The organism is Marinomonas sp. AWM4_232 (assembly GCF_056158325.1).
Genome location: NZ_JBSWTA010000001.1, coordinates 2,817,547 through 2,838,242 on the forward strand (window position 1 = coordinate 2,817,547; position 20,696 = coordinate 2,838,242).

Here is a 20,696-nt window from a genome sequence, read left to right on the forward strand (position 1 = left end):
CCAAGCTCGTTCATCGAGTGCATACATTATAAGGAGACGTATGGTGACTGATCGTCAGGCTTCATTACGAGAAAACGTGCGTTTGTTAGGGGATTGCTTAGGGGAAACCATGAGCAATCATTTAGGGGAAGACTTTTTAGAGACGGTAGAAACCATCCGTCGTCTATCTAAAGACGGTCGTCAAAGTGGCGATTCCAGTGCCTTAATCCAAGCGTTAGAAGCGCTTGATGATGGTGACATTGTTCCAGTCGCCCGTGCGTTTAACCAGTTTTTAAACCTATCTAATATTGCAGAGCAATATCACCGTGTTCATCGTCGTCGCTCTAATGAAAGTAAAGGGATATACAAGAACCCTGTAGGGGATCTTTTACTGCGTCTCAAAGAGCAAAACTTTACCGCTGATCAAATGGTCGAGGCGTTGCGAGATCAAGCAATCGACCTTGTATTAACAGCGCATCCCACTGAAGTGGTGCGTCGTTCTTTAATTCGAAAATACGACAACATCTCTAACGAACTTGAAGCGCTTGATAAAGACAATATTCTTCCGCTTGAGCAAGAAAAGCATGTGCGTCGATTGAATGAAATCATTACCCAAGCATGGCATACGGATGAGATTCGTGATCAGCGACCGACGCCTGTGGACGAGGCTAAATGGGGATTTGCAGTCATAGAGCAATCCTTGTGGCAAGCGGTGCCGATGTTCTTCCGTCACTTAGACGAGCAATTTAAACAGTACACTTGTGAAGAGCGCTTGCCTTTGGATTTGGCACCTATCCGTTTTGCCACGTGGATGGGGGGAGATCGCGACGGCAACCCTAACGTTACCCATCAAGTCACAGAAGAAGTTGTACTGCTGGCGCGTTGGATGGCGGCCGACTTATATCTGAAGGACTTAGTAGAGCTTCGAGCAGAGTTCTCGATGACAGAATGCAATGCCGCGTTACGTGAACGTGTCGGTGACAGTACGCAACCTTATCGCGAAGTGATCCGAAGTCTTGAACGAAAAATGGAAGCCACAAAAGCATGGGCTCGTGCCCGCTTAGAGGGGCAACCCGTGTCAGATCAAGGTGTGCTGCTCGATAACACTGAATTGATGGCGGATTTGACGCTCTGTTATCAGTCGCTATTGGACTGCGGCATGAAGGTGATCGCGAATGGTTCGGTATTGGACTTAATTCGTCGTGTTGCCACCTTTGGTATGACACTGGTTCGTTTGGATGTTCGCCAAGATGCGTCGAAACATATTGAAGCATTGTCGGCGATCACGCGTTTTTACGGCTTAGGTGATTACGCTGAATGGGATGAAGCGTCGAGACAAGCCTTTCTGTTGGCGGAATTAAATTCAAAACGTCCTTTGTTGCCATCTGAATGGTCTCCCGAGCCAATGGTTGAAGAGGTCCTATCAACATTTCGAACCATAGCCAGTGGTTACCAGAATTCATTTGGCTCTTATGTCATTTCCATGGCTAGCGCACCTTCAGATGTTCTCGCTGTTGCATTATTACTGAAAGAGTCTGGAGTGCGCTTCAATATGCGCATCGTGCCCTTGTTTGAAACTTTGGCAGACTTAGATAATGCAGAGCCTGTTATTGAGCAGCTGTTCTCAATGCCGTGGTATAAGTCTTACATCGCGGGGCATCAAGAAGTCATGATTGGCTACTCAGACTCGGCGAAAGATGCGGGTCAGATAGCGGCGACTTGGGGGCAGTATCGCGCACAAGAAGCACTGACACGTCTGTGTAAAAAACATGGTGTGAGATTAACGTTGTTCCATGGCCGTGGAGGCACAGTGGGACGAGGTGGTGGTCCAGCCCATGTTGCTATTCTTTCTCAGCCGCCAGGCTCAGTACAAGGTGCCATTCGTGTGACCGAACAGGGTGAAATGATTCGCTTTAAATTTGGTATTCCGGATATCGCCGTGCGTTCACTGGAGCTTTATTGTTCCGCTGTGATGGAGGCCTCTTTAATTCCGGCACAAGCACCGAAGGAAGAGTGGCGAGCTTTGATGGATGAGATGGCGGAAGAAGGAATGAATCAATACCGTTCCATCGTTCGAGGTCATGAGGATTTTGTACCGTATTTTCGTACCATCACTCCAGAGCAAGAACTAGCGAAGCTACCACTTGGCTCTCGACCTGCACGACGTCGCTCAGACGGTGGTGTTGAAAGCTTGAGGGCGATTCCTTGGATATTTGCTTGGATGCAAATCCGCTTGATGCTGCCTGCGTGGCTTGGCGCTGAGAGTGCGTTACAGCAAAGTGTTGAATCCGGTAACTTAGATCGTCTGCGTGAAATGCATAAACAGTGGCCATTCTTTGGTGCTTATCTGGATATGCTAGATATGGTGCTAGCAAAAGCGGAACCTGATATCGCTGAGTACTACGAGAAACGATTGGTACCTGAGGAGCTTCGAGGCTTAGGGTATTTGTTGCGTCGTAAACTTTCTCAAGTTAGAGAGCTGGTCAAGCAAGTGAAGCAGCAGGAGCGTCTGATCGAAGATAACAAAACGATTCGCCAATCTATTGATGTTCGCAACCCTTACATTGACCCATTACATTATCTACAAGCTGAATTATTGCACCGTAGTCGACTCGATGATGAGAATGCAGCGGTCAATAAGGCGATGATGATTACGATGGCTGGTATCGCCAGTGGCATGCAAAATACGGGCTAACTGGAAAAAATATCAAAAATACGTAATATAGCCTGCCTTAAAACCACAAAACGACAAGTTCGTTTGCAAATTTTGTGTAGGCTTCGGTATTCTAGCGACCTCAAAATTATAATTAGCGGGTAATTGCGTGAGAGGTCGTTTTCAATTTTTACGCTTGCCAGTGCTTTATATAGCTCTGGTTTATTACTCGCCGTGCCGACTTTACGCAGACTATTGGAGATAAATTATGCGAGTTATTTTGTTAGGAGCGCCAGGCGCAGGTAAGGGCACTCAGGCTCAGTTCATTACTGAAGAGTTTGGTATTCCACAAATTTCAACTGGCGACATGCTTCGTGCAGCAGTAAAAGCAGGTACTGAGCTTGGCTTGAAAGCAAAAGCGGTAATGGATGCAGGTCAGCTTGTGTCTGATGACATCATTATCGGTTTAGTCAAAGAGCGTCTTCAAGAAGCTGATTGTGAAAACGGTGCGCTATTTGATGGTTTTCCACGCACAATTCCTCAAGCGGATGCATTGAAAGAAGCTGGCGTTGCGATCGACTATGTTGTTGAAATCGACGTAGCGGATGAAGAGATCGTTCAGCGAATGAGTGGTCGTCGTGTACATGAAGCATCAGGTCGTACTTACCACGTGGTTTACAACCCACCTAAAGTGGAAGGCAAAGACGACGAAACAGGTGAAGATCTGATTCAACGTGCTGATGACACAGAAGAAACCGTACGTAAGCGTTTGTCTATCTACCACGATCAAACAGCACCTTTGATTGGCTACTACCAAGCTTGGCAACAAGAAGACGCAGCAACAGCACCTAAGTTCGTAAAAGTGAACGGTGTTGGCGATCTAAACGAAATCAAACAAGGTTTGCTAGCAGCACTTAAGGCTTAATCTCGTAATGAGCGCAATTCTTGCTTTGGATACTTCAACGCCAGCTTGTTCCGTGGCGTTGATTCAAAATGGTGCTGTGCTGGAAGATTTCCGCATGGCTCCACGTCAACATAATGATTTGATCCTACCTATGGTGGATCAGCTATTGTCACAAGCTGGCTTAACACTGTCTCAGCTGGACGCTATTGCATTTGGTCGTGGTCCTGGTTCTTTTACCGGTTTGCGTATCAGTGCTGGTGTCGTGCAGGGACTTGCCTATGGCGCAGATTTGCCTGTCGTGCCAGTTTCTACTTTGGCTGCGATGGCACTTGAAGCACATAAATCCACTTATCATGATGACTGGCTAGCAGCGTTGGATGCGCGTATGGGCGAAATCTATGTTGGTGGTTATCATATTGAGAAACAAAGTGACTTTTGGGTGGCTCAAGAAACGTTTGCTGAACGTGTGATTGCTCCAGACAACTTAACAGCGATTGAGCAGGCATACCAAGGCGTTGGTTCTGGTTGGTTATATCAAGAGCGCCTAAACGAAGTGCTGCCAACGCCTGCAAAGGAAGTGTTGGTTGACATCGCACCACGTGCTGCATGCATTGCAGAACTTGCTGCTTATGATTTCGCGCAAGGACGAGTGGTGACAGCGGAGCAGGCTTTACCTGTTTATCTGCGTGATGAAATTACTTGGGAAAAACAACCAGCCCGGATTGGTAAACGTTAATTAATGTTGTGGTATCACGTTGTGTTTCTTGCCCTGATTCAAGGGGTTACTGAATTTCTTCCGGTATCGAGCTCGGCACATTTAATTTTACCATCTCAAGTTCTGGGATGGCCGGATCAAGGATTAGCGTTTGATGTGGCCGTACATGTTGGCACTCTGTTAGCGGTTGTTAGCTACTTTTGGCGTGATCTTTTTTCTATTCTCAGTGGTTGGTGTCACTCAATGAGAAGTGGAACAAAAAGTGATAGTAGCCGTCTAGGATGGTGGGTCATTATTGGGACTATTCCAGCTGTGCTGTTCGGACTAGTTTTTAATCATTATATTGAAGAGAACCTTCGTACCATTAATGTGATTGCTTATACAACGATAGCTTTTGGCGTATTACTTTGGTTGTCTGATAGGTTCTTTTCAAGTTCAAAGAAGCTCAATGAGTTAGAACTTCCTAGCGTTGTTGTAATAGGTATTGCGCAGGCGATAGCTCTGATCCCCGGTACCTCACGATCCGGAGTGACGATGACTGCTGCGCGTTTTATGGGGTTTACTCGTGATGCAGCGGCAAGATTTTCATTTTTACTTTCTATCCCGATCATTCTTGCTGCAGGCTCTTTAAAGATTTTTGAGCTTGTAACGATATACGAACCTGCAAGTGTTGATTGGCATTCAATGTTGTGGGGCATCGTATTATCGGGAGTTAGCGCTTTTGCCTGTATACACCTATTCTTAAGGTGCTTGAATAAGGTTGGCTTTTTACCTTTTATGTTGTATCGATTGGTTTTAGGCGGTTGTTTGATTTTCTTGGTTAATATGGGGTAATAAATGAAAGTTGGCAGCAATTTTCCAGCTATTCCTCAAGGCGGAGCAGATTTTAAATCTCGTTCTAAAGTACCTACGGTTGTAGAACGAGAAGGCAATAGTCAAGCAACCACTTTACCAAGTGCTGTGCGAAGCTTTGAGCAAGCCAGCAGAGAGGAATCTGCTAACTTTTTTAAAATGGATGGCTTGAGCGTTTTTGCACAGCAAGCGCTTAGCGCTTATCAATCAACTGAAGCGTTATCTCCCAACAACCCACGTCATCAATTAATAGGTATCGATGTTTACGCCTAGTACCCTTGCGGTGGCCTACCGTAATGCAGACACTCATGTTCGCGCGTTAGCAGAACAGCTTCAATTGCCAACTTATCGCCTCTCAAGTGAGCTCAAGCACGTCACAAGTTATGATTATCTATTGATACACCAAGACGATACCCTTGCGATTGCTAAAACGGGTAAAGCGGCCCCGAAACCTGTAGCGGTGGAATTAGCAAGTGGTGCGGTAGACCATCGACGAAAGTTTGGCGGTGGTAAAGGTCAGGATATTGCTAAAGCTTGCGGGCTCACAAAGCGAAACAATCTAAGTATCTTTGATGCCACTGCAGGACTTGGTAGGGATGCATTTGTGTTGGCTTCCCTAGGTTGTGATGTAACATTATTTGAGCGTGTTGGGTTTGTTCGGGCACTTTTGCATGACGGTATCGAACGAGCCAATATGGTCGCAGATATTGCCGACATAATGGCAAGGATGCGACTCGCGAAAGGTACTATTTTTGATGTCTCTGATGCTGAATGCGTAGATGTAGTGTATTTAGATCCAATGTTCCCTCACAATGATAAATCTTCAGCGGCAGTGAAAAAAGAAATGGCATTCTTTAGGGACCTAGTAGGGCACGATGAGGATGCGGATGCGTTATTGCCTCAAGCCATGCATTTGGCACGCTATCGGGTTGTGGTTAAGCGTCCGAAAGGCGCTCCATACCTGAACGACCAAGAGCCTTCTTATCGTATTGATGGTAAGTCTGGTCGCTTTGATGTGTATGTTAAGCGCTCTTTGGATCATGCTGCTGACTAGTATTGTTAATAGTGAGGTGGCTTTTCTATGGTGTTATTGATGCCCGAATCAGTGTTCTGGCGCTGATCTTCTAGGCGTTTGGCAAGCAATCTTACTTGCTCTTTTAGGAGTAAAATGTCCTGCTGCTGATGGGTGAGTGCTTGATTCAATTGATCGATGGTTTCTTCTTGAAATTGGCTTTTAATTTCAAGTTCGTCAACCCTGTTTAATAGGTCTGAGGTATTCATAGATGGCTGCTATATGGTAGTCTTCTAATGTGCTAAGTACTAAATATTGATGCCATTTATAGCTTATCAGGCAAAAATATTATGTGACTTGGCGTGTTTTTTGCTGGCGTAAATACGCTTAGTTGGTGTTGTTTATTGTGGTGATGCCTTTAAATTTCAATGGTTAGCGGCGTTTTTTGATGGTCGAAATCTCATTGGCATGGATAAAGGGAGCCCAGTTACGCTAAGCTTCTATTCATTTAGGAATTTATAACAAAAAATCAGTAAACATATTCAAGGAACTACCATGTTTTTATCAATACGTGCTTTATTAGTCAGTCTTATTTTTGCTCTTGTAACACCTTTGGTTATTGCGCCTTTAGTCAAAGCTGAAATAGGTGAGTATTATCTAGTATATTTCTTAGTTACTTTTGTAACTGTCTACTTAGGCGCTGTTTTGTCTAATGTGAGCGTCAAAGAGTCTTCCTCTAATAGTGTAGAAAGTGAGGAAGAAAATGATGATCGTGAATTAGGTACGGTTAAATGGTTTAATTCATCAAAAGGTTTTGGTTTCCTTACGATGGATAACGGTGATGATGTGTTTGTGCATTACCGGGCGATTCGTGGGCGTGGACGCCGATTCCTGATTGAAGGTCAAAAAGTTCGCTTTACTGTTACTGAAGGCGAAAAAGGCAAACAAGCAGAAAACGTTTCAATTGTTAAAAGTTAAATTCATGATGCAGTAAACCGCATCTTTTTATGAGAGGACATTATGGCAACGGTAACTTTACAAGGTAACCCACTAGAAACAATTGGTGAACTACCAGCAGTAGGCTCGAAAGCTCCATCTTTTGAGTTAGTGAAAACAGATTTATCCACTACTTCTTTGTCGGACTTCGCTGGCAAGAAGCTTGTACTTAATATCTTCCCATCTGTCGACACCGGTGTTTGTGCAACGTCTGTTCGTAAGTTCAACGAGGCTCTATCAAGTCTGGAGAATACGGTAGTGCTTTGTGTTTCTGCAGACCTTCCATTCGCTGCTGCGCGTTTTTGTGGTGCAGAGGGCTTAGATAACGTTGAGTCGGGTTCCAGCTTCCGTTCTACATTTGGTAAAGATTACGGTGTTGAGTTTACAACAGGTCCTTTGACGGGTTTGCTTTCTCGTTCTGTCGTTGTTATCAATGAGCAGGGTGAAGTGGTTTACACAGAGCAAGTGCCTGAGACGGCTCAAGAGCCTGATTACGAAGCAGCACTGGCTGCGGCTAAGTAATAAATAGCTATATACCCAATAAAAAAGGTCGCCTTGGCGACCTTTTTCGTATCTGAAATAGTTGATGATTAGTCAACTTGAACAGGGATTGTATTTGCTGTGCGCTCAACAGTGTTGTCTTTGTTGCAGTAGACTAGTTTTGGTTTAAAGTTGTTTGCTTCTGCTTCATCCATTTGGGCGTAGGCTGCGATAATGACTCGATCACCAACTTGCACACGACGGGCGGCAGCACCATTCATGGAAATCGTACCTGAACCTGCTTCAGCTAGTATGACGTAGGTATGGAAGCGTTCGCCATTATCAACATTATAGATGTCAATTTTTTCAAATTCGCGTAGGCCAGCCAGTTTGACTAGGTCGCTGTCGATTGCGCATGAGCCGTCGTACCATAGCTCAGCTTGAGTGACGGATGCCATGTGGAGTTTGCCTTTCAGCATATTAATTTGCATAAAACTTCTCTTATTCTGGATGTGTTACGAGACTGGGTTAGCGCCAAATGTAAGGGCCTTCCCCATTGTCGTTGATTCGCCACCAAAGGTCTGGATCGTCTTGGTTATCTTCCTGCCATCCTTGGTAGTTGCAACGCACTTCACAATTCAATTTCTCAAAGGCATGCCTTGCACAATCCATGTCACTCTCCCAAGGGGTCTGATCTGAATCAAACCATACTGAGGTGAAGCGCTTTCCTGCTGCTTTTTCAAGAATTGTGACCGGAATTGTATTTCCATTAAAGGTAAGTGTTACTTTGATGGAAGCGTCACTAGAAGTACGCACCTCATTGACAGAGAAGTCTTGTTCCAGCCAACGTATGATTTGTTCCGTTGGGCAGGACAGCAGATAGATTTCGATATCAGGCTGCATCGGATTAATCCTTCTTATTTAACATGTGATAGATGCGTAAAACACTCATGGATAGATAGCCAACCAATGACCAAAGTACGCCAGCGGCAGCTAAGGTCAGCCCTACTAGGGCGATGATTTCACGTTGAATGGAGTCCACTACGAGATTATTAGCGACGAAAATCATGAGAACACCGAATGCAAACAGCAAGCCTCCTTGAATCAGCTTAATTAGCGCTAGCTTAGGGTTTTTTCCAAGCCTCATAGCTAGAGAGTGAAAGAAGGAGGTTGTTTTGCTCACGATGGTCCTATTTTGCCATCAGATTCGTTAAAATGCGCTGATAAATTAGGGAAAGTTGATTCAAACTTTCGGCGTCAACACATTCGTTTATCTGGTGAATGGTTGCATTGATAGGACCTAATTCTACAACTTGTGTACCCATTTTTGCGATAAAGCGGCCATCTGATGTGCCTCCAGACGTTGAAAGCTCTGGAGTGATGTTTACCGTATTTTGAACGGCATCTACAATCGCGTCCACTAACTCACCTGGTTTGGTTAAGAACGGTAGCCCGTTGTAAGTCCAATCAATATCGTATTCAAGCTCATGTTTCTCAAGAATCTCTATAACTCTTTCTTTTAAATCGTCGAAGGTGAGCTCTGAGGAAAAGCGGAAGTTGAATTGAGCGTTTAGTTTACCTGGTACGACGTTGGTTGCACCAGTACCGGCTTGAATGTTGGAGACTTGAAAGCTGGTTGGTGGGAAGAAATCATTGCCGTCATCCCATTTAGTGCTAGCAAACTCCGCTAAAGCTGGTGCGGCTAGGTGTATAGGGTTCTTTGCAAGGTGTGGGTAAGCTACATGGCCTTGTTTACCGTAGACCGTTAGGTCGCCACTGAATGAGCCACGGCGACCATTTTTGATAATGTCGCCAAGGGTTTTTGTGCTGGAAGGTTCACCAACAATGCACCAGTCCACTTTTTCATCGCGTGCCATGAGCGTATCTACAACACGGGTTGTGCCATCAACAAATGGGCCTTCTTCATCGCTGGTAATCAGAAAGGAAATTTGGCCATTGTGATCTGGGTGCTCTGCAATGAAGTTTTCTACCGCTGTAACCATGGCAGCGAGGCTGCCTTTCATGTCAGCAGCGCCGCGACCGTACAGTATGCCGTCAATGATTTCTGGTTTAAATGGTGATACTTTCCATTCTGATTCAGGACCAGTTGGTACCACGTCAGTATGGCCAGCAAAACAAAGATTAGGGCCTTCAGAGCCACGTTTGGCATAAAAGTTTTTTACATCGCCAAATGGCATGCGCTCGACCGAGAAGCCAATTTTTTCTAGGCGTTCGATCATTAGATCTTGGCAGCCTGCGTCCTCTGGTGTAACAGAAGGGCGTGAAATTAAGTCTAGAGCTAGTTCAAGTGTCGGTGAAAGTTGCGTCATTCTTTACCTTTGTGTTCTGTTTGGTTACCTTACCAGTAGTTAGTGAAAGATTGATAAGGATGATGTAATGAAATTCAGCTTGGTTGGCTTGCTGGCATATTTTATGACTGGCTGTGCATTACTCAGTGGCTCGTCGTCACAACCTCAACAAGCATATTATGCTCCGATGATCCTCTCAGATCGACCATCCTATGTCTTGCCAAACGTACGCCCTGTATATCGCTCAGATAGGTTAAGCGGATCTGATCAAGGAGCTTACCGCCCCGTCATTGTTGATTGATCACTGTTTAGCAAAGATATTGCTGTAACTGTCTTCTTTAAAGCCCAGTGTAAGGGATTGCGCGTGATCCAACAATGGACGCTTGATCATCGCAGGTTGCTCAAGTAGCACTTCTAATGCCGTTTGGTCGTTCATGGCAGTTTGCGTTTCCGGTGTTAGCTTGCGCCAAGTGGTTCCACGCTTATTTACAAGCGCTTCCCAGCCGAGCTGTTCGATCCAGCTAGCCAATAGTTCACGATCTAAACCGTCTTTGCGGTAATCATGAAAAGTGTACTCAATATTGTGTTCATCGAGCCAGCGAAATACTTTTTTCATGGTGTCGCAGTTTTTGATGCCGTAAATAGTGGTCATGTTCCTCTCCTATTATTCGCCACGCTAATCTTTAGTCAAAAGAATGCCGAAGCCCTAGTTAGGGTTTCGGCATTGGTATGAACTAATGGTATTAGTTGTGTGCGTGCAGAGCTTCGTTTAGCGCAATTGCAGTTTTGTTTGTCTTACATTCGATCGCACCTGATTCAGAGTTGCGACGGAATAGAAGATCCGACTGACCAGAAAGCTCACGAGCTTTGACAACAGAAACCACTTCATTGTTTTCATCTAGGACGGCAACTTTAGAGCCTGCTGTGATGTATAAACCTGATTCTACAGTACAGCGATCGCCAAGGCCGATACCGATACCAGCGTTTGCACCAATTAGACATTCTTCACCCACAGCGATCACGATGTTGCCGCCACCAGAAAGTGTGCCCATTGTTGAACAGCCACCGCCAAGGTCAGAGCCGTTACCCACAACAACGCCTGCAGAAATACGACCTTCAACCATGCTAGTACCTAGAGTACCTGCGTTGAAGTTTACGAAGCCTTCGTGCATAACTGTTGTACCTTCACCCAGGTGAGCACCAAGGCGAATACGAGCTGCATCACCGATACGAACGCCTGTAGGTACAACGAAGTTCGCCATTTTAGGGAACTTGTCTACACTGAATACTTCGATAGTGCGGCCTTCCATGCGAGCGCTTAGCTGACGATCAGCCAGTTCACGGACATCGATAGGGCCTTCGCTGGTCCATGCAGTGTTCACTAGAAGGCCAAACATGCCATCAAGTTTTGTGTTGTGCGGTTGAACTTGGCGATGAGAGATTAGTTGTAGTTTCAAGTACACTTCAGCAGGGTTAGCTGGTGCTTCATCTGCTTCCAATACACAAAGAACTACTGGTTGTGCAGAAGGCTTAAGGCGTGATGCACGTTCTGCTAATTCAATGTGGCCAGCTTGAAGCAAAGCAAGGTGTAGACGGTTTAGATCGCTTTCGTCTAGTACCAGTGTCGCGTTGCCACCTTCGTAGTTAGTGCTTTCTTTCACTGCAGCAATGATGCTTTGTTCTGGAGAAACAAGTGGCGATGGGTAGAAAACTTCTAACCAAGTACCTTCTTTGTTCTGTGTGCCAATACCAAGGCCAATTGCAAAAGTAGAGTCGCTCATTAGAGTAAGTGCTCCTAAAAAATAGATATTAAAGGTTTTGGTGTTTTTTCATAAAACGTGCAATGCGCTGAGCAGCTTCAACACATTCAGATTCTTCTGCGACAAGCGCCATGCGGACATGGTTTTGCCCAGGGTTTTGGCCGTTGACTTCGCGACCAAGGTAGCTACCAGGAAGAACTAAAACAGATTCGTCTTGGTAAAGTTTGATGCAGAAATTCTCATCGCTCATTGGCAGTTTGGGCCACAGATAAAAACCAGCTTCTGGTTTCTCGACCGCCATGACAGGTGAGAGAATTTCTAATACTTGATCAAATTTACGGCCATAAATTTCGCGGTTATTGGCAACATGCTCTTCATCGTTCCATGCTGTGATGGAAGCCATTTGATGATGAAGAGGCATCGCGCAGCCATGGTAAGTACGGTATTGCAAAAATGGCTTAAGCAGTTTTGCGTCTCCAGCGACAAACCCTGAGCGAAGTCCTGGTAGGTTTGAGCGTTTGGATAGAGATTGGAAGATTAGACAATTATCGTAATCGTCATTGCCAAGTTGCACGCATGCGTCCAATAGACCAAGTGGTTTCTCTTCAAAATAAATCTCTGAGTAACATTCATCGGCAATGATGGCAAAATTGAATTGTTTGGCCTTTTCAAGTAGGAAACGGTATTCGTCTAGTGTCGTTACTGAGCCTGCTGGATTGTTAGGGGAGCATACGAATAGTACTTCGCAGCGTGCCCAAACGTCGTCGGAAACAGCTTGATAGTCGATTTTGTATTGGTTTTCTGCATTGCATGGTAAGTAATGCAGCTCAGCGCCAGCAAGTATTCCAGCTCCCTCGTAAATTTGGTAGAACGGATTCGGACTCACCACTAGAGGGCTTTGCTTCTCACCGACTAGGGCCTGAGTAATGGCAAACAGTGCTTCCCTTGTGCCGGTTACAGGCAGTACTTGTGTGTCTGCGTTTAGCTCGTTCAAGTTGAAGCGTTTGGTGGCCCAGCTAGAAATGGCTTCACGAAGGCTGCTTTCCCCTTTCGTCAGCGGATACTTTGATACACCATCCAATGCATTTTTAAGGGTTTCCAGTACGATGCTTGGGGCATCGTGTTGAGGTTCGCCAATGGTCAACTTAATTAATGGTAGGTCAGCATTGGGGGTGACAGAAGCAAGCAGGTCTGCAAGCTTCTGAAATGGATATGGATGTAAAGAATGAATCAGGGGGTTCATGTAGTTTAGTGTTCCGTAGCTTGAGAAAAACGGTCAATACTGTTTTTTAGGGCATCACAAATGTGTGTCATTCGTGTGCTGTCTGCGATCAAATCGCCATTCTCTTCAGTGATGTAGAAGGTATCTTCGACACGCTCGCCCAGCGTAGCAATTTTAGCTTTATGCAGCATCAGGTCATGCTCCATAAAGAATTGACCTATGAGTGCCAGCAGGCCAGGGCGGTCTGGGGCTGTGACCTCTAATGCAGACCATACTTCTTCTGGCTGGCTAACAAACTGGACTGTAGAGGGCGCGTTAAATATTTTTAAGTGTCTTGGTGTAAAGCGCTTGATAACACTCTCGTAAAGTGACGGTGAGTCCAGTTGTTCAATCAATGTCTTTTTCATGAGCTCTATACGCTCATGATCAAGGTGCAGATTGATGTCATGGCATTCTGCACTCTCCATAACTACAAATGTGTCAAGGCTGTAATTGTCTGATGTGGTGCTGATTTTTGCGTCGAGAATTGTTAGCCCCATTTGCTCAAATAAAGCAGCAGTCACGGCAAACAAGTGGCTTGCAATGGGGGTATAAATAAAGACTTTGCTGGCACCAGAGAAGTTGCGCCCACCCAGAGGGCTAATGGCAACTAAGGGTTTTGTACTTGGACGGTGTCGCAAAATGGCTTCTGTATTCCAGGCAATCTCATCTCCGTTTGAGCGAATGAAGTACTCGTCTTCGATGTCATCCCAGATTTTTTCAGCTTCCATGATGTCTGCGTTGCGCTCAATTAAGATTTCTAAAGCACGTTGCTTATGCTCGTCACTTTGCATATCCGCATCAATTGGGGAGTCTAAGCCGCGACGTAAGGCGCGCTTAGTTTCCAGGTATAGCTGACGCATTAATGATGCTCTCCAGCTGTTCCACATCGTTGGGTTGGTCGCGTTGATGTCCGCTACAGTCAGTAGGAACAGATAGTCTAGTCGCTCTTGATTTTTAACGATGCTGGCGAACTCCCAGATTACCTCTGGGTCAGAGATATCCTTACGTTGAGCGGTGACAGACATTAGTAAGTGGTGTCGTACCAGCCATTCAACAAGCTCTGTTTCTGGTTTGGTTAACCCATGGCGTTCACAGAACTCTCTGGCATCAACGCAGCCAAGCTCGGAGTGGTCGCCACCGCGTCCTTTGGCAATGTCGTGGTAGAGTCCGGCAATATACAGTAGTTCAACTTTGGCAATATGGCGGATTGCCTGAGAAGAGATCGGAAAATTTGAACGACTTTCTGGGAGAAGAAAGCGGCGTAAATTCTCAACCAATTGCAGTGTGTGAGCATCAACGGTGTAGATGTGGAATAAGTCATGCTGCATTTGGCCTATGATTGCACCAAATTCAGGTAAGTATCGCCCTAACAAACCAATGTGCTTCATTGAGCGAAGGACGGTTGTCATGCGGTAGCGGCTGGCAATGATGTCGAGGAAAAGAGCTGTGTTGGCCGGATCCACTCGATAGGACTCATCAACCATATCTAGATTATCCCGTAGAGCACGCATTGTGTTGGCGCGAATGCCTGTAATCTCACCCCGATCTCCCATGATCTTATACATCTCCAGCATGGCGGATGGGGTTTGAGTGAAAACGTCCGCAAAACGGATTTCAAGTTGGCCATTAGTTACCTGAAAGCGCTCGTTGATGACTTCAATGGTCGGGTTTGGTTCAAGGCTAAGAAAGGACTCCTCGAAATGCTGCAACAATAAATCGTTGAGTTGTTGAATTGCTGCAACACTTTGGTAATAACCCTGCATAAAGCGTTCGACATTACGTTTCAAGTCTTCATCGTCAAAACCAAACTCTTTAGCAAGTGTGCGCTGATGATCGAAAAGTAGACGATCTTCCTTTCGGCCAACAATAGTATGCAACGCCCAGCGTATACGCCATAGATGGGAAACAGCACCTTTTATTTGTGTGTATTCATCTTCAGAGAGGAATTTTTTGTCAATTAGAGCGCTCAGTCGATGGGTGTGCAGATGTCGCTTTGCTACCCAATCAATCACTTGCATGTCGCGAAGGCCGCCTGGGCACTCTTTCAAGTTGGGCTCTAGGTTGTAGGCTGTATTTTGGTACTTTGCGTGACGCTCTTGTTGTTCGGCTAGCTTCGCTCGATAAAAAGACTGACCATCCCACATGTGGTTTACATCAACCTTTAATTTAAGATTTGCTAGCAACTCTTCGTCGCCGAACAGGGTGCGAGATTCAATTAAATTGGTGATGACTGTTATGTCGTTTGCTGCCAGCTCTGCGCACTCGGTAATGGTACGAACAGCATGACCGACATCCAGTTTTAGGTCCCATAGAAATGTAATAAACGCTTCTATTTCCTGTGCGGGTGGCTCGAAGTTATCTTTTAATAAGATAAGTAGGTCAATATCTGATTTTGGGTGGAGTTCACTACGTCCATAGCCACCTACCGCAATCATCGCGACTGATGGGATTTTATCAAGACCTGAGCGCATCCACGCGGCCCGCATGACTTCGTCGTAAAGGCCCGATAGGCCCTTAACTAGCTTTTCGATAGGGTACAGATCATGAAAAAGATCATTGTAAGCCTTTGTCTTTTCGCTGATGAGATCACGAAAACGTTTGGCATCGGTTTGTGTGGATGCCAGTGTTTCTTTCTCATCTGCGCTAAACAAAGGTGGAGCATCTGGAAAAGCTGGGAAGTCCATATCAGGCCTCTTAGTTTGAAAACTGGCGTTACAGCGTGATGGTATCGTCTGGGCGTAAAGTAAGTATTTCGACTCCGTCAGCTGTTACTAACAGTGTGTGCTCGTATTGAGCAGATAGACGCCCATCTTTCGTTTTAGCAATCCAGTTATCAGGACCTGAGTGTTTAACTTGTTTCTTGCCTGCGTTAATCATTGGTTCGATGGTAAAGGTCATGCCTTCTTCAAGGATAACGCCTGTGCCAGGACGGCCGTAATGGGCGACTTGAGGTTCGCCATGGAATGTCGTGCCAATGCCGTGACCGCAGTACTCTTCAACAACTGAGTAATGGTTTTTGTGGGCAAAGTCAGCAATGGCGGCTCCAATGTCACCTAGGCGCGCGCCTGGTTTAACCATTTTGATGGCTAAGTAGAGGCTTTCTTGGGTGATTTTACAAAGGCGCTCAGCATGTGGTGCCACATTGCCAACGAAAAACATCTTGCTGGTGTCGCCGTAATAGCCGTTTTTGATAATAGTAATATCAATATTAACGACATCGCCTTTCTTTAGTGCTTTATCGTTTGGAATGCCATGGCAGATAACATCATTGACAGATGTACAGCAAGATTTCGGAAAGCCGTGGTAGTTCAACGGAGCAGGTATAGCACCTTGTTCACTCACAATGTAGTTGTGGGCGATGATATCTAGCTCTTCAGTGGTTACCCCTGGGACAACGAATTCTTCAAGCATGGTGAGCACTTCACCCGCTAGCTTGCCAGCAACGCGCATGCCTTCAATATCTTGTATATCTGTGAAGCGTGTTGCCGCTGTAAGTGGCGTCCATTTTGGGACGTCAACACGTCCGTTTTCTGTGAGTTCTTTAACTTTTTGTAAAATGTCGTTGCTCATAATAAAACTGTCTTAAAACTTTACTAGTCTGAAATTGGCAACATTCTACATGTTTTGTAATGGTTATTCGCCCTGACTTAAGAAAAAAACTTGAACAATGGGTGTTGTGTAAAGGATTAACTGCTTTTGCAGGGGCGGGTTTTATGGTATAAAACGCCCGCTTATGCTTCTTTGGAGGTGTAAGCGTAATTGAAATTAATCTAACGACCTTACCGCCGATAGAAAATAATGACTCTGGGGTGCCTGAAATTGCTTTAAATTTCAAAAGGCTGAGTGGTTATGGCTGGTAAGATAATTTAACCCAAAATAGAAAGGATAGTAAAATGCCTACAGTTTCTATGCGCGACCTACTACAGGTTGGTTCACACTTTGGTCACCAAACTCGTTACTGGAACCCAAAAATGAAGCCATTCATTTTTGGTGCTCGTAACAAGATCCATATCATCAACCTTGAGCACACTGTTCCAGCACTTAACGAAGCTCTAGAGCTAGTTAAAAAAATGGCTGAGAACAAAAACAAAGTTTTGTTCGTAGGTACTAAGCGCGCTGCATCTAAAACAGTTGCTGAGCAAGCTTCTCGCGCTGGTATGCCATACGTAAACCACCGTTGGTTAGGTGGTATGTTGACTAACTACAAAACGATCCGCGCTTCTATCAAGCGTCTACGTGATCTTGAAGGTCAGCAAAACGATGGTACTTTCGAAAAGCTAACTAAGAAAGAAGCGCTAATGCGTACTCGTGAACTTGAAAAGCTAGAGCGTTCTCTAGGTGGTATCAAGGATATGGGTGGTCTTCCTGATGTTCTTTTCGTAATTGACGTTGACCATGAGCGTATTGCAATTAAAGAAGCTAACAAGCTAGGTATCCCTGTTATCGGTATCGTTGATACTAACAGCGATCCAGATGGCGTTGATTACGTAATTCCTGCAAACGACGACGCAATCCGTGCAGTTCAGTTGTACGTTTCTGCATTCGCTGACGCATCTCTTGAAGGTCGTGCGGCAGCAGCTGGAAGTGCTGACGAGTTTGTTGAAGTAAGCGAAGCTACTGAAGCGTAATAGACGGCTCTAGCGAGTTTGTTTTTATAAAAGGGAGAGAGTGAGCTCTCTCCCTTTTTTTTAAATTTTGTTATCGTACAAGGGGAATTGACATGGCCGCAGTATCTGCAGCAATGGTAAAAGAACTACGTGAGCGTACTGGTCTAGGCATGATGGAGTGTAAAAAAGCTCTGACTGCAGCTGGTGGCGACATTGAAGTAGCTATCGAAGAGCTACGTAAATCAAGCGGTATGAAAGCAGCTAAGAAAGCTGGTCGTACTGCTGCCGAAGGTACTATCATCATGAAAGTTGCTGATGATAACTCTTACGGCGTATTAGTTGAAGTTAACTCTGAAACTGACTTCGCTTCACGCGACGAAGGTTTCCTAGCATTCGCTAATAAAGTTGCTGACGCTGTATTCTCTTCTAAAGAAACTGACATGTCTGTAGTGGTTACTGGCGAAATGCTAGAAGCTCGCGAAGCACTAGTTCAGAAAATCGGTGAAAACATCACTCCACGCCGCGCGGTGTTAATTGAAGGTGGTTTGGTTGCTGGTTACCTACACAGCAACGGTCAGATCGCTTCTCTAGTTCAGCTAGAAGGTGGCAGCGAAGAGCTTGCTAAAGACGTTGCGATGCACGTAACGGCTGTTAACCCACGTGTTGTTCGTGGTGAAGACATGCCTGCTGAAGTTTTAGCTAAAGAAGAAGAGATTATCCGTGCTCAACCAGACATGGCTGGTAAGCCTGCTGAGATTGTTGACAAGATGATCGGTGGTCGTATTAAGAAATTCTTGGCTGAGAACAGCCTAAATGACCAGCCATTTGTTAAGAACCCAGAAGTTAAAGTTGGTCAGCTAGCGAAAGATGCTGGTGCAACAGTTACTTCTTTCGTTCGTATCGAAGTTGGTGAAGGTATCGAAGTTGAAGAAACAGACTTCGCTGCTGAGGTTGCCGCTCAACTTAAAGGCTAATCGCTAAATTAAGTTATGAGTGTGATAAGGGGCAGCTAGACTGCCCCTTTTTATGAATAGCCTATTGGGGTGGCTTTATTACCTCAATATTAACTTCTCACCATTACCGGAGATTCTGGATGCCTAAAGAAACCAATTCAAAATACAAACGCATTTTGTTAAAACTAAGTGGTGAAGCGCTACAGGGCGATGAAACCTTTGGTATTGACCCCAAAGTATTGAGTCGAATTGCGCTGGAAATTGGCCAGTTACGAGGTATCGGTGTGGAGGTCGGTATTGTAATTGGTGGCGGTAATTTGTTCCGAGGTCAGGCGCTTAGTCAGGCAGGGATGGACCGTGTTACGGGAGACCACATGGGAATGCTTGCCACAGTAATGAACGCTCTGGCAATGCGAGATGCGCTGGAAAGGGCTAATATTTCAACTCGTGTTATGTCGGCAATCACTATGACAGGCATTGTTGAGCCATACGATCGTCGTCGAGCAATGCGCCATCTAAAAGATGGTGATGTGGTGATTTTTTCTGCTGGTACCGGTAACCCGTTTTTTACAACTGATTCTGCTGCATGTCTGCGTGGTATTGAGATTGATGCGGATGTGGTTTTAAAAGCGACAAAAGTCGATGGCGTCTACTCTGCTGATCCAATGAAGGATCAAAACGCAGTGAAATATGTTACATTAAGTTATGACGAAGTTTTAGAAAAACAGTTAGGTGTCATGGATTTAACTGCTATCTGTCTAACTCGTGACCACCAAATGCCAGTTCGAGTATTTAACATGAACAAGCCAGGTGCTCTGATTAACATCATGACAGGTGGCGACGAAGGTACCGTTATTAAGTGAGGAAATAATGATTAACGAAATTTTAAAAGATGCGGAAGAGCGCATGGGAAAGGCGGTTGTAGCCGTAGATAACTCCTTTAAGAAAATTCGTACAGGTCGTGCGCACCCAAGTCTTTTAGATCCTATTAAAGTGAACTACTACGGTAGTGAAACGCCTCTTAGTCAAGTGGCTAACATTACCGTTGAAGATGCTCGTACATTAGGTATTTCTCCTTGGGAAGGTAATATGGTGCCAGAGATTGAGAAGGCAATCCTTAAGTCTGATCTAGGCTTAAACCCTTCTACAACGGGTAATCTAATTCGCATTCCTCTTCCTGCGCTAACTGAAGAGACTCGTGGGAATTACTTCAAACAAGCGAAATCTGAGGCGGAAAATGGCCGTATTGCTATCCGTAATATCCGTCGTGATGCAAACAATAGCCTTAAAGACCTAGTTAAAGAAAAAGAGATTTCTGAAGACGATGAGCGTCGCGGTCAAGATCAAGTTCAGAAAGTAACAGACAAGTATATTGCTCAAATTGAAGAGCGTTTGTCTGCGAAAGAAAAAGATCTGATGGAAATCTAAATTAAAAAAGCAGGTGCTTCTAGTACCTGCTTTTTTCTGACTAGGTAATTCTATGTCGAACCAAATGTTGGCTATTGATAGCCAATCCATTCCTGCCCACGTTGCTATTATTATGGATGGCAACAATCGCTGGGCAAAAAAGAAACATTTACCCAGCATTGCAGGCCATAGGGCGGGGGCTGCGGCTGTTCGTAAAACAGTCGAGGTTGCGGCTCGTAGCGGTGTTGAAGTGTTAACTTTATTCGCTTTTTCAAGTGAGAACTGGAAGCGCCCTCAAGCTGAAGTGGATGGCTTGATGGGGTTGTTTATGCGCTCTCTAAAAAAAGAAGCTAAGCGTCTGAATGAGTATTCGATAAAACTAATGGTTGTTGGGGATACCAGTGGCTTTAGTCCAGTGCTTCAAGAGCAAATTCGACGGGCTGAGCTAGCGACGGCGGAAAACACGGGTATGGTACTCGCGATTGCTGCTAACTATGGTGGTCGCTGGGATATCGTCCAAGCAGCAAGAACAATTGCTACTAAAGTTGCATTAGGGGAGATTAGCCCAGAGGATGTGACTGAGGAGTCTCTTGGTCAGCAAATATGTTTGGCAGGGTTGCCTGAATTGGATTTGCTCATTCGTACTTCGGGTGAGGAAAGAGTAAGTAATTTTCTCTTATGGCAACTTGCATATGCTGAATTAATTTTTATGCCAGTGTTATGGCCTGATTTCAATAGCGAACATTTTGAAGAGGCCTTGGCGGTGTACCAGCAGCGTCAGCGTCGATATGGTGGACGATAGTCG

At 45.2% G+C, this 20,696-nt stretch carries 24 protein-coding genes; 14 read left to right on the forward strand and 10 right to left on the reverse strand.

Going from position 1 to position 20,696, the window contains the following annotated elements; genetic code table 11:
- Window positions 1-40: 40 nt before the first annotated feature.
- The 6 genes from ppc (at window position 41) to ACXAC1_RS13355 (ending at window position 6,157) form a co-directional block, all read left to right on the forward strand.
- On the forward strand, window positions 41-2,674 hold the full coding sequence (gene ppc, locus ACXAC1_RS13330) for a phosphoenolpyruvate carboxylase (RefSeq protein ID WP_475062023.1): 2,634 nt from the start codon (window positions 41-43) through the stop codon (window positions 2,672-2,674).
- A gap of 226 nt (window positions 2,675-2,900) precedes the next feature.
- Window positions 2,901-3,557 (forward strand): adenylate kinase, encoded by a 657-nt coding sequence (gene adk, locus ACXAC1_RS13335; protein WP_133562971.1) that lies wholly within the window; start codon window positions 2,901-2,903, stop codon window positions 3,555-3,557.
- A 7-nt stretch (window positions 3,558-3,564) separates the two neighbouring features.
- Window positions 3,565-4,272 (forward strand): tRNA (adenosine(37)-N6)-threonylcarbamoyltransferase complex dimerization subunit type 1 TsaB, encoded by a 708-nt coding sequence (gene tsaB, locus ACXAC1_RS13340; protein WP_475062025.1) that lies wholly within the window; start codon window positions 3,565-3,567, stop codon window positions 4,270-4,272.
- Window positions 4,273-4,275: 3 nt separating this feature from the next.
- Entirely contained in the window at window positions 4,276-5,085 is an 810-nt protein-coding gene (locus ACXAC1_RS13345; RefSeq protein WP_475062027.1) for an undecaprenyl-diphosphate phosphatase, read from the forward strand.
- A gap of 3 nt (window positions 5,086-5,088) precedes the next feature.
- The gene (locus ACXAC1_RS13350; RefSeq protein WP_475062029.1) at window positions 5,089-5,376 is read left to right on the forward strand and encodes a hypothetical protein; all 288 of its coding nucleotides are present in this window, start codon (window positions 5,089-5,091) and stop codon (window positions 5,374-5,376) included.
- Window positions 5,363-6,157: a class I SAM-dependent methyltransferase gene (locus ACXAC1_RS13355; protein ID WP_475062031.1), complete on the forward strand. Its 795-nt coding sequence runs from the start codon at window positions 5,363-5,365 to the stop codon at window positions 6,155-6,157. Before ACXAC1_RS13350 ends, ACXAC1_RS13355 begins: the two co-directional genes overlap by 14 nt.
- Window positions 6,158-6,162: 5 nt before the next feature.
- Here ACXAC1_RS13355 and ACXAC1_RS13360 read toward each other — a convergent pair whose 3' ends face one another.
- Entirely contained in the window at window positions 6,163-6,384 is a 222-nt protein-coding gene (locus ACXAC1_RS13360; RefSeq protein WP_475062033.1) for a SlyX family protein, read from the reverse strand.
- 286 nt (window positions 6,385-6,670) lie between these two features.
- On the opposite strand from ACXAC1_RS13360, the gene ACXAC1_RS13365 reads away from it, so the two are divergent.
- Window positions 6,671-7,093: a cold-shock protein gene (locus ACXAC1_RS13365; protein WP_475062035.1), complete on the forward strand. Its 423-nt coding sequence runs from the start codon at window positions 6,671-6,673 to the stop codon at window positions 7,091-7,093.
- A 42-nt stretch (window positions 7,094-7,135) separates the two neighbouring features.
- A complete protein-coding gene (gene tpx / locus ACXAC1_RS13370; RefSeq protein WP_475062036.1) occupies window positions 7,136-7,633 on the forward strand; it encodes a thiol peroxidase in 498 nt (165 codons plus the stop codon).
- A gap of 68 nt (window positions 7,634-7,701) precedes the next feature.
- On the opposite strand, the gene panD is transcribed toward tpx, so the two are convergent.
- From panD to dapE, 4 genes are read right to left on the reverse strand one after another with little or no spacing between them, the layout of a single operon-like run.
- Window positions 7,702-8,082: an aspartate 1-decarboxylase gene (gene panD, locus ACXAC1_RS13375; RefSeq protein WP_133562955.1), complete on the reverse strand. Its 381-nt coding sequence runs from the start codon at window positions 8,080-8,082 to the stop codon at window positions 7,702-7,704.
- Window positions 8,083-8,119: 37 nt separating this feature from the next.
- The gene (locus tag ACXAC1_RS13380) at window positions 8,120-8,494 is read right to left on the reverse strand and encodes a hypothetical protein (protein ID WP_133562953.1); all 375 of its coding nucleotides are present in this window, start codon (window positions 8,492-8,494) and stop codon (window positions 8,120-8,122) included.
- Between the two features lie 4 nt (window positions 8,495-8,498).
- Window positions 8,499-8,774, reverse strand: a complete 276-nt coding sequence (locus ACXAC1_RS13385) for a hypothetical protein (protein ID WP_475062038.1) — start codon at window positions 8,772-8,774, stop codon at window positions 8,499-8,501.
- 7 nt (window positions 8,775-8,781) lie between these two features.
- Entirely contained in the window at window positions 8,782-9,921 is a 1,140-nt protein-coding gene (gene dapE, locus ACXAC1_RS13390; RefSeq protein ID WP_475062040.1) for a succinyl-diaminopimelate desuccinylase, read from the reverse strand.
- A gap of 67 nt (window positions 9,922-9,988) precedes the next feature.
- Here dapE and ACXAC1_RS13395 point away from each other — a divergent pair, with 67 nt between their 5' ends.
- Entirely contained in the window at window positions 9,989-10,201 is a 213-nt protein-coding gene (locus ACXAC1_RS13395; protein ID WP_475062042.1) for a hypothetical protein, read from the forward strand.
- On the opposite strand, the gene ACXAC1_RS13400 is transcribed toward ACXAC1_RS13395, so the two are convergent.
- The 5 genes from ACXAC1_RS13400 to map form a co-directional block, all read right to left on the reverse strand.
- Complete coding sequence (locus ACXAC1_RS13400) at window positions 10,202-10,552, reverse strand: ArsC family reductase (RefSeq protein ID WP_475062043.1); 351 nt, start codon at window positions 10,550-10,552, stop codon at window positions 10,202-10,204.
- 91 nt (window positions 10,553-10,643) lie between these two features.
- Window positions 10,644-11,681, reverse strand: a complete 1,038-nt coding sequence (gene dapD, locus ACXAC1_RS13405; RefSeq protein ID WP_475062045.1) for a 2,3,4,5-tetrahydropyridine-2,6-dicarboxylate N-succinyltransferase — start codon at window positions 11,679-11,681, stop codon at window positions 10,644-10,646.
- Window positions 11,682-11,709: 28 nt separating this feature from the next.
- Window positions 11,710-12,903, reverse strand: a complete 1,194-nt coding sequence (gene dapC, locus ACXAC1_RS13410; RefSeq protein ID WP_475062047.1) for a succinyldiaminopimelate transaminase — start codon at window positions 12,901-12,903, stop codon at window positions 11,710-11,712.
- 5 nt (window positions 12,904-12,908) lie between these two features.
- Complete coding sequence (gene glnD / locus ACXAC1_RS13415; RefSeq protein ID WP_475062049.1) at window positions 12,909-15,608, reverse strand: [protein-PII] uridylyltransferase; 2,700 nt, start codon at window positions 15,606-15,608, stop codon at window positions 12,909-12,911.
- A gap of 28 nt (window positions 15,609-15,636) precedes the next feature.
- Complete coding sequence (gene map, locus ACXAC1_RS13420; protein WP_475062050.1) at window positions 15,637-16,494, reverse strand: type I methionyl aminopeptidase; 858 nt, start codon at window positions 16,492-16,494, stop codon at window positions 15,637-15,639.
- Between the two features lie 323 nt (window positions 16,495-16,817).
- Between map and rpsB the strand changes: the two genes are divergently transcribed.
- The 5 genes from rpsB (at window position 16,818) to uppS (ending at window position 20,693) form a co-directional block, all read left to right on the forward strand.
- Complete coding sequence (gene rpsB / locus ACXAC1_RS13425) at window positions 16,818-17,552, forward strand: 30S ribosomal protein S2 (protein ID WP_475062052.1); 735 nt, start codon at window positions 16,818-16,820, stop codon at window positions 17,550-17,552.
- 92 nt (window positions 17,553-17,644) lie between these two features.
- Window positions 17,645-18,505, forward strand: coding sequence for a translation elongation factor Ts (tsf, locus tag ACXAC1_RS13430; RefSeq protein WP_475062054.1), 861 nt, complete (start codon window positions 17,645-17,647; stop codon window positions 18,503-18,505).
- Window positions 18,506-18,624: 119 nt separating this feature from the next.
- Window positions 18,625-19,347 carry a UMP kinase gene (gene pyrH, locus ACXAC1_RS13435; protein ID WP_475062056.1) on the forward strand — a complete coding sequence of 241 codons (723 nt, stop codon included), beginning with the start codon at window positions 18,625-18,627 and terminating at the stop codon, window positions 19,345-19,347.
- Window positions 19,348-19,354: 7 nt separating this feature from the next.
- The gene (gene frr / locus ACXAC1_RS13440) at window positions 19,355-19,912 is read left to right on the forward strand and encodes a ribosome recycling factor (RefSeq protein WP_133562930.1); all 558 of its coding nucleotides are present in this window, start codon (window positions 19,355-19,357) and stop codon (window positions 19,910-19,912) included.
- A 52-nt stretch (window positions 19,913-19,964) separates the two neighbouring features.
- On the forward strand, window positions 19,965-20,693 hold the full coding sequence (uppS, locus tag ACXAC1_RS13445) for a polyprenyl diphosphate synthase (RefSeq protein WP_475062057.1): 729 nt from the start codon (window positions 19,965-19,967) through the stop codon (window positions 20,691-20,693).
- Window positions 20,694-20,696 lie beyond the last annotated feature (3 nt).